A 13,321-nucleotide genomic window follows, 5' to 3' on the forward strand; every position below is an offset into this window, starting at 1 on the left:
CCCCTCATGCACTTCCTACTTTGCCGGCCAGGGCATGATCGGAATAGCAGTCACCGCATTCTGCGGACTACCCTCGATGACCCGATCGCTATACACCAGATAGACCAGCGCATTGCGCTTCTTGTCGAAGAAACGCACCACCTGCATGCTCTTGAAGACCAGCGAGGTGCGCTGTTTGAAGACCTCCTCGCCATCCTTGAGCTCATCCGTGAAGCGAATCGGCCCGACCTGCCGGCAAGCGATGGACGCCTCCGCACGATCCTCGGCCAGACCCAGACCACCCTTGACGCCGCCGGTCTTGGCCCGCGACAGGTAGCAGGTCACGCCCTCCACCTTGGGATCATCGAAAGCCTCGACCACGATCTTGTCGTTCGGCCCGACCCACTTGAACACCGTGGAAACCTCGCCGATCTCCTCCGCCCGCGCCAGCAGCGGCAGCATCAGCAAACCCGCGAGAACGCCCTTCCATAGCCGCATCGAGCCAACTCCTCAGACCAACACCAGATTGTCGCGATGAACCAACTCCGGCCCATCGACATAGCCCAGCAGCGCCTCGATGGCATCGGTCGGCTGACCGATGATCTTCTGCGCTTCCAGCGCGCTGTAGTTGGCCAAGCCGCGAGCGACTTCACGCCCCTCCTGATCCACGCAGACGACCATCTCGCCACGACGGAAGTTACCCTGGACCTGTTTGACCCCCACCGGCAGCAGGCTCTTGTGGTCGCGAGCCAGCGCCTTCACCGCACCATCATCCAGCACCAGGGTGCCACGCATCTGCAGATGCCCGGCCAGCCACTGCTTGCGCGCCGCCTTGCGACTCTGCTCGGGGGTCAGCAAGGTTCCCAGGCGCTCACCCGCACGCAAACGATCGAGCACACGCTCGATACGCCCACCGACGATCACCGTATGACCACCGGAACGCGCCGCCAGACGCGCCGCGCGCAACTTGGTCTGCATACCGCCACGACCGAGAGCGCCGGCACTGCCACCCGCCACCTGATCCAGCTGCGGATCATCGGCACGGGCTTCGTAGATCAACTGCGCGTCAGGATTATTGCGTGGATCGGCGTCGAACATGCCATCACGGTCGGTGAGAATCACCAGCAGATCGGCCTCCACCAGGTTGGCCACCAGGGCAGCCAAGGTGTCGTTGTCGCCAAAGCGAATCTCGTCGGTAACCACGGTGTCGTTCTCGTTGATCACCGGGATCACCCCGAGATCCACCAGGGTACGCAGGGTGTTGCGCGCATTCAGATAGCGCTTGCGATCGGACAGATCGTCATGAGTCAGCAACACCTGGGCCGTCTGCAGGCCATGCTGACCGAAGCTCGACTCCCAGGCCTGCACCAATCCCATCTGCCCGACTGCGGCGGCGGCCTGCAGCTCATGCATGTCGCTGGGCCGGGCAACCCACCCCAGACGACTCATGCCCGCCGCCACGGCACCGGACGACACCAGCACCAGCTCAACGCCCGCGCAGTGCAGCGCGACCATCTGCTCGACCCATACCGCCATGGCGTCGCGATCCAGGCCACGACCATCGGCCGTCAGCAGCGCACTACCGATCTTCACCACCCAGCGCCGCGCGCCGGTCACTTTCTCACGCATACATCAACCTTAGAAGTCAGGCTTCACCACGTTACTTCGGGACCGGGGCGGCCGATCCGATCAGGGCACGTAGAAGATCTCCGGACCGTCGCCGTCGTCTTCATCGTCCTCAAAATCATCATCGTCATCGAGATCATCGGCATTCTTCAGACCGGCACGGCGCAGTGCACGCGCGTCGTCCAGAGCCTGCAGGCGAGCCCGTGCCTCATCTTCGATCCGCTGATCCAGCTCAGCCAGCGCCTCGCCGTAGGCCGGATCTTCCTCGATACGAAGGCTGCGCTCGTCGAGGTATTTCATGATGTCCTGGCTGAGCGCCTCGGTACCTTCGCGCTCCAGGGCCGAGATCACGTACACCGGCCCTTCCCAACCCAGACGCTCGACCACCGCCTGCTTGCGACGTTCGCGCTCTTCCGGCTCGAGGATCTGATCCATCTTGTTCAGCACCAGCCAGCGATCACGCTCGGTCAGCGCCGGACTGAACTTGGTCAACTCATTGACGATGGTCTCGGCGGCATCGGCCGGATCACTTTCGTCCAGCGGCGCCATGTCGACAAGGTGCAGCAGGAGACGGGTACGCGCCAGGTGCTTGAGGAAGCGAATACCCAGACCAGCACCCTCGGCAGCCCCCTCGATCAGGCCCGGAATGTCAGCCACCACGAAGCTCTTGAAGCGCCCTACACTGACCACGCCCAGGTTCGGTACCAGGGTGGTGAAAGGATAGTCGGCAACCTTCGGCTTGGCCGCGGACACCGCACGAATGAAGGTGCTCTTGCCGGCATTCGGCAGTCCGAGCAGCCCAACGTCGGCCAGCACCTTCAGCTCCAGCTTGAGGTCGCGCGCCTCGCCGGGCTTGCCCGGAGTGGTCTGCCGCGGCGCCCGGTTGGTACTGGACTTGAAACGGGTGTTGCCGAGGCCGTGCCAGCCACCCTGGGCGACCATCAAGCGCTGACCGGGCTTGGTCAGGTCGCCGATGATTTCCTGGGTACCGGCATCGATCACGGTGGTGCCGACCGGAACCGGCAGGATCAGGTCCTCGCCCTTGGCCCCGGTGCAGTCCTTGCTACCGCCATTCTGTCCGCGCTGGGCATCGAAACGACGGGTGTAGCGGTAGTCAACCAGGGTGTTCAGGTTCTCGTTGGCCTCGAGGAATACCGAGCCACCGTCACCGCCATCACCACCGTTGGGACCGCCTTTTTCGATGAACTTCTCGCGGCGAAAGCTCATGAGGCCATTGCCGCCGTCACCGGCTTTCACGTGAATGGATACTTCATCGACGAATTTCATGGGAACGCCTCCCGCCAGCACGGCGGGTTGAATAAGAAATGGAGCATAGGATACAGCCAAGTCCGCGCAAACGCAGAACCGCCCTACGCTAGGAACACCAGAAACAAAAAAGCCCCGTCGCGAGACAGGGCTTTTTCAGTGAAGACTCGCTTAGGCAGCGACGACGCTTACATAGCGACGGCCAAAGGCGCCTTTCACTTCGAACTTGATCACGCCGTCGATCTTGGCGAACAGGGTGTGATCCTTGCCCATGCCAACGCCGTAGCCAGCGTGGAACTGGGTGCCGCGCTGACGCACGATGATGTTGCCGGCTTTGACAGCTTGGCTGCCGAAGAGCTTCACACCAAGGCGTTTACTTTCTGAGTCGCGGCCGTTGCGGGTACTACCGCCAGCTTTCTTGTGTGCCATGAGTCAAATCCTCCAAAAAAGGAATTAGGCCTGGATGCCGGTGATTTTGATTTCAGTGAACCACTGGCGGTGGCCCTGACGCTTCATGTGGTGCTTACGACGGCGGAACTTGATGATGCGCACTTTGTCGTGACGGCCGTGGGAAACCACTTCCGCAGTCACTTTCGCACCATCGACCACCGGCAGGCCGATCTTGACGTCGTCGCCATTGGCAACCAGCAGAACGCGGTCGAAGCTGATGGCTTCGCCAGTCGCTACGTCGAGTTTCTCGACCTTGAGGAATTCGCCTTCGGTGACTTTGTGTTGCTTGCCACCAGTAACAATTACTGCGTACATCTGGATGTCTCCGTTAGACCTGCTCACCCGACGCTTTATAGGAAGAGGTATGGGTCGGCATGGCTGCATGGGGCCGGAAGGACGCCCGTGCAATTGCGTAAGGCAGGGTATGCCAGGGAAGTTCGGGGCCGCGATTGTACGCAAAGCACTATCGGGAGACAAGCCTCCCGGGAGCGTTCCTTGACAGTCCCCCCCCTGCCACCTAGCATGCCGCGCATTCTTCGAGGAGCGCCTTTTTTCATGCAACCCCAGGCTTTCTATCGCGTGGTCGCGGACGATTTCACCGCCGTCGACGGCATCATCCGTCGCCAACTCAGTTCCCGCGTACCCCTGGTGGAAAAGATCGGCGACTACATCATCTCCGCGGGCGGCAAGCGCCTGCGCCCGTTGCTGGTGCTGCTGAGCGGCAAGGCCCTGGGGTACTCCGGCGAAGACCTGCAACTGCTGGCCGCCACCATCGAGTTCCTCCACACCTCCACCCTGCTGCATGACGATGTGGTCGACGCCTCCGGCCTGCGCCGCGGACGCGCCACCGCCAATGCCCAGTGGGGCAACGCCCCCAGCGTGCTGGTCGGCGACTTCCTCTATGCCCGCTCCTTCGAAATGATGGTCGAACTGGGCTCCATGCCGGTGATGCGCATCATCTCCCAGGCCACCCGGGTGATCGCCGAAGGCGAGGTGCTGCAACTGTCCAAGGTTCGCGACGCCAGCACCACCGAAGAAACCTACATGGAAGTCATCCGCGGCAAGACCGCGATGCTGTTCGAGGCCTCTACCCACAGCGCCGCAGCCCTGGCTGAAGCGCCGGCGGAGCAAACCGAAGCCCTGCGCCAGTTCGGTGACGCCCTGGGCATCGCCTTCCAACTGGTCGACGACCTGCTCGACTACCGTGGCGATGCCGCCAGCCTGGGCAAGAACGTTGGCGATGATCTCGCCGAAGGCAAGCCGACCCTGCCCCTGATCGCCGCCATGCGCGACGGCACGCCGGAGCAGGCCACCCTGGTACGCAAAGCCATTCAACAAGGCGGCAGCCAGGACCTGGAAGGCATCCGCGCCGCCGTGGAGGCCGCCGGCGCGCTGGACTACACCGCACGCCTGGCGCGCGAGCACGCTGCACGTGCTATCGATTGCCTGAAAGCCCTGCCGGACAACGAGTACCGCGCAGCGCTGATCGAACTCAGCGAGTTCGCGGTCGCCCGCACCCACTGAAGCCTGCTTATCCTCAGACGCCCGCCCGGCCAGCCGTGCGGGCGTTTTGCGTTATGGGGTAGCCAGGACAGCGCATGGAGCGAGGCCAGGAAGAATTTGCCGATAAGGGCTTGCCATTGATCTAATAAGAATTATTCTCATTAGACAATTTGCCATGGAGATACGGCCATGACCTATCTGATCGACGCTTGGCTGGACCGCCCGCAACCCTATCTGCGCATTCTGAATCGCGATACCGGGGAAGTCTGTGCCCTGCTGAAGGACGACGCCCTCGATGAACTGCGCGAACAGGGCGGCCTGGACCTGCATGAACTCGGCACCAACGAACCGCAGGTGCTCAAGGAGTTGGTGCGCAGCCTGTTCCTGTTCTGTTATGCACGAGCGCTGCGCTAGGCAAAGCCTGGCACAGGTTCTTATCCACAGGACTGGCGAAACAGCGCATGAACCGCCAACGCGCAAAGGACGCCTCGATCAAGCCGACGCGACCGATACGGGCGTGCCAGTGCGTCAGACGCTAGCGACACCGCAGCGACCGGAGCCGGTCGCTGCGGATCGATGGCCTTAGAGAATATCCAGCAGCTCGACGTCGAACACCAGGGTGCTATGCGGCGGAATGCTGCCGACCGCCTGGCCGCCATAAGCCAGCTCAGCCGGGACGTGCAGACGCCATTTGCTGCCGGCGTTCATCAGTTGCAGGGCCTCGACCCAACCGGCGATCACGCCGCCGACCGGGAACTCGGCCGGCTGGCCGCGCTGGTAGGAGCTGTCGAAGACGCTGCCGTCGATCAGGGTGCCATGGTAATGGGTGCGTACGGTGTCCTCGCGGGACGGCTTGGCGCCCTCGCCGGCCACCAGCACTTCGTATTGCAGCCCCGACGGCAGCACGGTGACGCCTTCGCGCTTGGCGTTTTCCACCAGGTAGACCTTGCCGGCTTCGGCAGCGGCGGCGGCCTTGGCCTGCGCCTCGGCCTGCATGCGCTCGCGGATGACCTGGAAACTGGCCGAGAGGGCTTCACCCGGAACCCGGCTTTCGAGGCCGGCGAAAGCGTCGGAGAGGCCGGCCAATACTGCGTCCAGCGTCATGCCCGGAACCGGGTTCTCCCGCAGTTGGTCACCCAACTGACGGCCGATACCGTAGCTGACGCGGGCTTCGTCGGTGGAAAGATTGAGGTCGCTCATGGCGGGGCTCCGCAGCCTGGAAAAAAGGGCGGCCAGCCTAGCACAGAAGACCGCCCCGCCCCACCGCCCGACGGCGCGGCTCAGTGCAGCGGTATCGGTACGCCCAGGTCGGGTAGCGAGCTGTCCTGCATGCCGCACATTTCGTCGTGCACCACCGCATGCACCAGGTGGAAAGGCATCGGCGGCAGCGCCGTCAGCAGTTCGCGGGCATGTTCCACCGAACGCACCCCGAGCACATGGCCCTTGGCATCCTGGATCGGATGGAAACGTTGGCCGATGCGCGCCTCGAGGACATAGATACCGCCCTCCAGGGACACCAGATGCAGCTCGTCGATATCCCCGGCGAGTGAACGATTGGTCAACTCTTGCAGGTTCATAAGCCACCTCCCGGCAGAGGACTGCCGTAGCTCAGTCTCGTACAGCCCCAGCGGCGCGCATAGCCGAAACGACGCCGCCCGTCCGGTTCGGCGGACGGGCGGCGTCGGAGGGCAGGGAAAAGCGATCAGTGGTCGTGGCGGGTCAGCTTGTCCAGGTAACCCATGGCAAAGGCCGACAGAACGAAGGTGAGGTGAATGACGACGTACCACATCAGCTTGTTGTCGGGGATGTTCTTCAGGTCCATGAAGATGCGCAGCAGGTGGATCGAGGAGATCGCCACGATGGAGGCCGCCACTTTGTTCTTCAGCGAGCCGGAGTCCATCTTGCCCAGCCAGCTGAGCTTTTCCTTGCCTTCCTCGATGTCCAGTTGCGAGACGAAGTTCTCATAGCCGGAGAACATCACCATGACCAGCAGGCCACCGACCAGGGCCATGTCGATCAGCGACAGCAGCACCAGGACCAGATCGGCCTCGGCCACCGAGAAGATGTCCGGGAGGATGTGGAAGATTTCCTGGAAGAACTTGATGGTCAGCGCCAGCAGCGCCAGCGACAAACCGATATAGACGGGCGCCAGCAGCCAGCGGGCGGCGTACATGGTGTTTTCGATAAAGCGTTCCATAGCACTCGCGGGGTCGTTCGAAACGGCCGGGAATTATAGCGAACGCGTCTGACGAGTTATCCAGTTATTCTGTGGATAAATATGTGCAGGAAGCTGTGGTTAACGCCCGGCACGCACGGCTGGCGCGCCTTGGCGAGAGTCGCTCAGAGACTGTCCAGGCGCCCGTCAGGACTCTGGACGAAACTGGTAATCGCCCAGATGACGCGAGCGCTCGCCATTCAGGCGACGCAGCTCCGCCTGCAAATGCAGTTGCCAGATGGGTGGGTCCGAGGCTTCGACATAGCCTTGCTGAGCGAGGCAATCAGCGATCGCCTCAAGCACGCCTTCAGCGACGAAAGGCCCATGGAATGGCCCTTGCGCCTTGATGGCGGTCGGTTGCGCACCGGCCATTCCGGCAGCGCAGAGCAGTGTCCAGAGTCCATTCTCTCCGGCCAACGGCCTGATCACGCACTCGATGCGCGTGGTCAACCCCAGACAGGGGCGGATAAGGCAGAGGTTACGCGGCATGGCGGCACCCTCGCGATTGTCCCGTTTTTGAGCCTACACCCAGCCCCAAGGCCGGGGAAGCTCGTCTTTATCCACGATAGCTGTGGATATCTCTGTGGGCACTGCGGGGGCAACAGCGGCCGACGGGCGTAGATGCTGGCCGCCGCGCCGCTGCTCAAGGACTGTCCAGCCGCTGACGGCAAGCGTCAGTCGGTCTCCTTCTTGCGCACGCGTTCTTTCTTCTCCGCGGCAGCCTTGGTGCTGCGCGGCTTGGCCGGCGCTTCCTTGGTCGCTTTCTCCTTGTCCTCTTCCTCCATGTCCAGCGCCTGAATCTCCTTCAAGCGCTCGACGACACGGGCATTGACGCTGCCGGCCGGGAAGTTGCCCTTCTCGTCCGGCTGCCCGGCCGGCTGGCCGACCAGCAAGCCGAGCGCCTCATCCACGTAGCGAACCGCGTAGACATGGAACAGGCCACTGCGCACAGCCTGCAACACGCGCTCGTCGAGCATCAGGGTGGTGACGTTGGAACGCGGGATGATGACCCCCTGCTCGCCGGTCAGGCCGCGCGCCTCGCAGAGACGGAAGAAGCCCTCGATCTTCTCGTTGACCCCACCGACCGCCTGCACCTCACCGAACTGGTTGATCGAGCCGGTAATGGCGAAGCACTGCCGCAACGGCGTGCGCGACAACGCGGAAATCAGCGTGCAGACCTCGCCGAGCGACGCGCTGTCGCCATCGACGTAGCCATAGGACTGCTCCAGGGCGATGCTCGCGGAAATCTCCAGCGGGTATTGCTGGGCATACCGACTGCCCAGGTAGCCGGTGAGGATCATCACCCCCTTCGAGTGGATCGGTTGCCCCAGGCTGACCTCGCGCTCGATATCGACGATACCGCTGCCGCCCGGATACACGGTCGCGGAGATCCGCGCCGGCACACCGAATACCGAATCCCCCACTTCCAGCACGGTCAGGCCGTTGCACTTGCCCACCGCGGCACCTTCGGTGTCGATCAGGACGATACCCGCCAGCATGTCGTCGAGGATGCGCGCGGAAACACGACCGGTGCGGGTTTCCTTGGCCTTCAGGGCGCGCTCGATATGCCCCAGTTCAGTGACTTTCTCGTTGGCCAACTGACGAATGAAGTCCGCCTCGCTGACCAATTGGAACAAGTCGCTGATGCGCGCCGACAGGCGCCCCTGGTGTTCGGCCAGACGTGCGCTGTAGGTCGCCAGACGCGCCACCGCGGCGCTGCTGAGCGGCGCCAGGCCCTCCTCCGAGGTCCGGGTCTTGAGCAGTTGGGCGAACTGTTCGAGGCTGTCCTCGCCCAGCGGGATGTCCTCGTCGAAGTCCACCAGGACGCGGAACATCTCCTGGAAGTCCGGATCGAGGTCCTGCAGGGTGTAGTAGATCTGCCGCGAGCCGATGATGATGACCTTGATGTGCAGGGGGATCACCTGCGGGTTCAGGGTCATGGCTGCCAGGCGGCCGAGTTCGGCCAGTGGCGACTCCATCTTCAACTGGCGCGAATGCAAGGCGCGCTTCAGGGCATCCCAGACGAAAGGCTCGCTGAGCAGCTTCTCCGCCTCCAGCACCAGGAAACCGCCATTGGCGCGATGCAGGGCGCCCGGACGCAGCTGACGGTAGCTGGTGTAGAGCGCGCCCTGATCGGAGGCGTACTCGATTCGGCCAAACAGGTTGTCGTAGGTCGGGTGCGATTCGAACACCACCGGCGCGCCACTGGTGGCGTGGTGACCGATGACCTGGTTGGGGGCGTACTGCTCCTGCAATACCTGCTTGCGCTGCGGGTCGCTGCGGTTCTCATCGACCAACTGGTCGACCACGGTTTTCAACAGATTGAGTTGCAGGGCCTGCAGATACGCGCAGACCCCGGAGTTGTTGTTGTACTTCTCCACCAGCGGCGCCAGCAGCGGCTGCAGGGCCAGGGTGATGGTTTCCTCGTTGAGCTGGCGCAACTGGTTGCTCGACTCGCGCTTCCACTGCGGCAGGCTGGCCAGTTCCTCATTGAGCTGTTCTTCGAGGCCGGCGATATCGACGTGGAAGCGCTCCCGCTCCACCTCCGGCAACTGGGCGAACTCAGCCTCGTCCAGCGCCTTGCCGTCCTTCATCGGCGTGAAGGCGATGTTGGAGCTGTCGCGGTAGAGCGCCACCTCCTTCTCCAGGGCCAGGCGCTCGACGGTATCCAGGGCCTTGTCGTAACGCTGGTTGAAGGCGCGGTCGATGGCGCTCTTCTTCTGCTGATAGGCAGGGTTCTCGAACACCGAGGGGAAGGTCGACAGCAGGTTGTCGATCAACTGATCGATATCGGTGCCGAACTCGGCGGCGCTACCCGGTGGCAGCTCGATGGCGCGCGGCTCGCGCGATTCGTCGAAATTATTGACATAGACCCAGTCGGCCGGGGTCGGCAGACGCTTGCCCTCCGCCTTCAGGTAGCGATGGACGAAGGAAAAACGCCCGGTGCCTGGCTCGCCCATGACGAACACGTTGTAGCCGGGCCGCGGCATCGCCACGCCGAACTGCAACGCCGCCACCGCGCGCTCCTGGCCGAGAATGCCGAGGAAAGGCTCCAGATCGTCAGTGGTACGGAAAGCAAACTGCTCGGGCGAGAATGGACGGGTCAGCTCATCGGGCGCCAGGCGAAGGCCAGCGGCAACGGATTGGGGCATCGGAAATCCTTGCGTCGGGCGGCGCGGAGCCGCGGAGAGTTGCCCGCATTCTCGCGCCGCCCGAGCGCCACTGGCAAGGCGCCCGGTGCGCGCTACCGATCAGTCCTGCAGATCGGCGCAACGCAGGCAGCGCTCCGCCGCCGGCAGCGCGCGCAAACGCTTGTCCTCGATAGGTTCGCCGCAGCGCTGGCACAGGCCATAGGAGCCGTCGACCAGACGCAAGCGCGCCAGGCCGACCTGCCGCATGCCAGCCTCCGCCTCGGCCAGCAACGCGCGCAGGACGTCGTCGTTCTGCCGTTGCTGGGCCTGCTCGGCGAAGTCCGCCGAATGGGTGCGACCGAGATCGCGGCGAATCGCCTCGGCCCGCTGGGAATACTCGGTAGCCAGTGCATCCAACGCGGCGCGGGGGTCGAAATCGGCCATGACAGCCCTCCAAGGATAAGGAACTGTTTTAAGTGTGGCCGGTTCCAAGGGATTCGCCGCTGATACCGATCAATAGCCTGCCGCGCCGACATGACGCAGTTCGCCTCTGCGACACTCGAGGCGGCACTCGCCTTGACACCCCCGGGGCATTCCTCAAAGCTCTGGCGAGCTCGGCCTGCTGTCAGCGGCTGTTACAGCCCTACCCTCGAAAAAGAGAGACACGATAATGAAACGGATTCTACTCGGTACCCTCCTCGCCACCGTCTCCCTCGGCGCCCTCGCCGACGCTCCCGGCAGCGACGGCTGCGGCTGGGGCAACATGCTCTTCAAAGGCCAGCGCGGCACCGCGACCCACGTGCTGGCCGCCACCACCAACGGCAGCTCCGGCAACAACACCTTCGGCATGACCACCGGCACCAACGGCTGCCACACCAATGGCGCGCTGAGCTACGGCGGCAAACCGATGATCGTGCTCAGCAGCATGATGGACGAGCTGTCCGAAGACATGGCCAAAGGCAACGGCGAAGCGCTGACCACCTATGCGGTGGTGCTGGGCGTGAAACCGGAAGACCGTGCCCACTTCGCCGAAGTGACCCATGAGCACTTCGCGCAGATCTTCAGCAAGGCCGACGTCACCGCCGCCGACGTCTATGCCAACACCCAGGCTGTCCTGAAGCAGGACGCCCGTCTGGCCAAGTACGCGGAACAGGCCTGACCCCGGCAGCCCTTCCGCCGCGCGTAGACACTCAGCGTTTCGCGCCGCGGCGGGGCTCTCCTTCCCTCCTTGCCTTTAAGGGTTCCAATGCCCCAACGCCTGTTGCCCTGGCTGGCGCTGTGCGCCTGCGCCTCCCTGCACGCGACACCGCAGATTACCGAATCCCGTCTGCAGGCCCTCGCGAGCCAGCCCTACTGGCTGGCCCTCGGGCACTACACCCCAGGCAAGCTCGGCGGCTGGCGCAGCTATGTCGATGACCCGAAGTTCTTCCTCGCCGCCGATGGCGGAGAGAACCCCGAAGCCGAACTCAAGGCCACGCTGAAAGCCCTCTATGCCCCGGCCAGCCTCGGCGACAAACAAGCCCAGTGCGTGTTCCCGGCGCGCACCCGCTGGCTGAAGCAACAACTGCGACTGAGCGACCTGCCGCAGCCCCAGTGCAAGGAATTCGCCACCTGGTACACCGACATCAACCCGCACAGCACGGTGCTGGTGTTCCCCGCGGCCTACCTGAACAGCCCCTCGTCGATGTTCGGCCATACCCTGCTGCGCATCGACCAGGCCGACGTCGACAGCAACAACACCGCGCTGCTCAGCTACGCGCTGAACTTCGGCGCCTACATCGAGGGCATGAACAACAGCATCCTCTATGCCTGGAAGGGCCTGATGGGTGGCTATCCCGGGTTGTTCGCGCTGGTCCCCTATCGCGAGAAACTCTCCGAATACAGCCGTCTGGAGAACCGCGACCTGTGGGAGTACCGGCTGAACCTGACGGCCGAAGAGACCGGGCGCATGATCGAACACGTCTGGGAACTCAAACAGGTTCGTTTCAAGTACTACTTCTTCGACGAGAACTGCTCGTTCCGCCTGCTCGAATTGCTGGAGATCGCCCGCCCCGGCACCCGGCTCACCGAACACTTCCCGCTGACCGCGATCCCCACCGACACCGTGCGCGCGGTGAAGAACGCCGGGATGATCGAGCGCATCGACTACCGTCCCTCGCGGGAAAAGGAGCTGCTGGCCCGCGCCGAGCCGCTGAACCGCGCCGAGAAGCGCCTGGCGCGCCGCCTGGCGGATGACGACAAGCTGCTCGACGGTAGCGAATTCAAGGCCCTGCCAGCCGATCGCCAGGCCCTGGTGCAGGACACCGCCTTCCGCCTGCTGCGCTACCGCGCCACCGGCAAGGAACGCGACGAACTGGACGCGGCGCGCAGCTACCAGTTGTTGCGCGCGATCAACCGCAATCCGCCGCCGCCCCTGCCAGTGGAGCGCCCCGGCCAACCCGAGGAAGGCCACCAGTCGCGCACCTGGCAGCTCGGCGCCGGCAGCCGCGACGGCCGCGCTTTCGCCGACTACGGCCTGCGCATGGCCTACCACGACCTGGAGGACAATCTCTACGGCTTCCCCCTCGGCGCGCAGATCGAGCTGGGCCAGCTCAAACTGCGCCAGTACGAAGGCAACCGCTGGCAACTGCAGCGACTCGACCTGGTCACCATTCGCTCGCTGACCCCGCGCAACGAACTGCTGCAGCCCCTCTCCTGGCAAGTCTCCAGCGGCTGGGAGCGGGTGCTCGGCAAGCACAGCGACGAGCATCACGACAGCCTGGTCGCGCACCTCAACGGTGGCGCCGGCGGCAGCTGGAAAGTCAGCGACGACCTGCAGGCCTATGCCCTGGGCACCGCACGCATCGAGAACAACCCCGACTTCGCCGCCACCATCGCCCCGGCGCTTGGCTTCGACGGCGGCCTGCTCTGGCGCAACGGCCTGGGCAACCTGTCGCTGGAAGCCAAGGGCGACTACTTCCACAACGGCGAAGTGCGCCGCAACCTGAGTCTCGGCCAGCAGTTCGAGCTGAGCCGCAACCTCGGCCTGCGCTTGTCCGCCGACCGCGAATACAGCCATCTCGCCGGGCCGATCAATGAAGTGATGCTGGAGCTGCGCTGGTACCATTACTGAGCACACTCCCCCAGCGCCCGCCCTCGCGGCGGGCAGGAC

The 13,321-nt window shown here is 63.9% G+C and carries 15 protein-coding genes; 4 read left to right on the top strand and 11 right to left on the bottom strand.

Features of this window, described 5'->3' with window-relative positions:
• Window positions 1-15: 15 nt before the first annotated feature.
• From BLQ74_RS06230 to rplU, 5 genes are all read right to left on the bottom strand, one after another.
• A complete protein-coding gene (locus tag BLQ74_RS06230; RefSeq protein WP_090261674.1) occupies window positions 16-477 on the bottom strand; it encodes a CreA family protein in 462 nt (153 codons plus the stop codon).
• 12 nt (window positions 478-489) lie between these two features.
• Window positions 490-1,608: a glutamate 5-kinase gene (gene proB / locus BLQ74_RS06235; RefSeq protein WP_090261675.1), complete on the bottom strand. Its 1,119-nt coding sequence runs from the start codon at window positions 1,606-1,608 to the stop codon at window positions 490-492.
• A 60-nt stretch (window positions 1,609-1,668) separates the two neighbouring features.
• Entirely contained in the window at window positions 1,669-2,892 is a 1,224-nt protein-coding gene (gene cgtA / locus BLQ74_RS06240; RefSeq protein WP_090261676.1) for an Obg family GTPase CgtA, read from the bottom strand.
• Between the two features lie 150 nt (window positions 2,893-3,042).
• The gene (gene rpmA, locus BLQ74_RS06245) at window positions 3,043-3,300 is read right to left on the bottom strand and encodes a 50S ribosomal protein L27 (RefSeq protein ID WP_009617551.1); all 258 of its coding nucleotides are present in this window, start codon (window positions 3,298-3,300) and stop codon (window positions 3,043-3,045) included.
• Between the two features lie 24 nt (window positions 3,301-3,324).
• On the bottom strand, window positions 3,325-3,636 hold the full coding sequence (rplU, locus tag BLQ74_RS06250; RefSeq protein ID WP_090261677.1) for a 50S ribosomal protein L21: 312 nt from the start codon (window positions 3,634-3,636) through the stop codon (window positions 3,325-3,327).
• Window positions 3,637-3,876: 240 nt separating this feature from the next.
• Between rplU and BLQ74_RS06255 the strand changes: the two genes are divergently transcribed.
• Window positions 3,877-4,845 carry a polyprenyl synthetase family protein gene (locus tag BLQ74_RS06255; RefSeq protein WP_090261678.1) on the top strand — a complete coding sequence of 323 codons (969 nt, stop codon included), beginning with the start codon at window positions 3,877-3,879 and terminating at the stop codon, window positions 4,843-4,845.
• A 168-nt stretch (window positions 4,846-5,013) separates the two neighbouring features.
• Window positions 5,014-5,238 carry a PA4570 family protein gene (locus tag BLQ74_RS06260; RefSeq protein WP_090261679.1) on the top strand — a complete coding sequence of 75 codons (225 nt, stop codon included), beginning with the start codon at window positions 5,014-5,016 and terminating at the stop codon, window positions 5,236-5,238.
• A 168-nt stretch (window positions 5,239-5,406) separates the two neighbouring features.
• Here the strand turns inward: BLQ74_RS06260 and bamJ are convergent, their stop codons facing one another.
• The 6 genes from bamJ to BLQ74_RS06290 all read right to left on the bottom strand — a co-directional run bounded on the left by bamJ (window position 5,407) and on the right by BLQ74_RS06290 (window position 10,614).
• Entirely contained in the window at window positions 5,407-6,024 is a 618-nt protein-coding gene (gene bamJ / locus BLQ74_RS06265; protein ID WP_090261680.1) for a BamJ family beta-barrel-assembly machinery protein, read from the bottom strand.
• 80 nt (window positions 6,025-6,104) lie between these two features.
• A complete protein-coding gene (locus tag BLQ74_RS06270; RefSeq protein ID WP_090261681.1) occupies window positions 6,105-6,401 on the bottom strand; it encodes a DUF6482 family protein in 297 nt (98 codons plus the stop codon).
• 125 nt (window positions 6,402-6,526) lie between these two features.
• Window positions 6,527-7,021, bottom strand: a complete 495-nt coding sequence (locus BLQ74_RS06275; protein WP_090261682.1) for a TIGR00645 family protein — start codon at window positions 7,019-7,021, stop codon at window positions 6,527-6,529.
• 165 nt (window positions 7,022-7,186) lie between these two features.
• Window positions 7,187-7,528 (bottom strand): PA4575 family protein, encoded by a 342-nt coding sequence (locus BLQ74_RS06280; protein WP_090261683.1) that lies wholly within the window; start codon window positions 7,526-7,528, stop codon window positions 7,187-7,189.
• 185 nt (window positions 7,529-7,713) lie between these two features.
• Entirely contained in the window at window positions 7,714-10,191 is a 2,478-nt protein-coding gene (locus BLQ74_RS06285) for a Lon protease family protein (protein ID WP_090261684.1), read from the bottom strand.
• 99 nt (window positions 10,192-10,290) lie between these two features.
• Entirely contained in the window at window positions 10,291-10,614 is a 324-nt protein-coding gene (locus BLQ74_RS06290) for a TraR/DksA family transcriptional regulator (protein WP_090261685.1), read from the bottom strand.
• Between the two features lie 226 nt (window positions 10,615-10,840).
• Between BLQ74_RS06290 and BLQ74_RS06295 the strand changes: the two genes are divergently transcribed.
• Together BLQ74_RS06295 and BLQ74_RS06300 are read left to right on the top strand one after the other, a co-directional pair.
• Entirely contained in the window at window positions 10,841-11,329 is a 489-nt protein-coding gene (locus tag BLQ74_RS06295; protein WP_090261686.1) for a DUF3015 domain-containing protein, read from the top strand.
• Between the two features lie 87 nt (window positions 11,330-11,416).
• Entirely contained in the window at window positions 11,417-13,282 is a 1,866-nt protein-coding gene (locus tag BLQ74_RS06300) for an Lnb N-terminal periplasmic domain-containing protein (RefSeq protein ID WP_090261687.1), read from the top strand.
• The last annotated feature ends 39 nt before the right edge of the window (window positions 13,283-13,321 follow it).

The sequence above is a fragment of the Pseudomonas panipatensis genome, from assembly GCF_900099785.1.
Taxonomy (GTDB): domain Bacteria; phylum Pseudomonadota; class Gammaproteobacteria; order Pseudomonadales; family Pseudomonadaceae; genus Pseudomonas; species Pseudomonas panipatensis.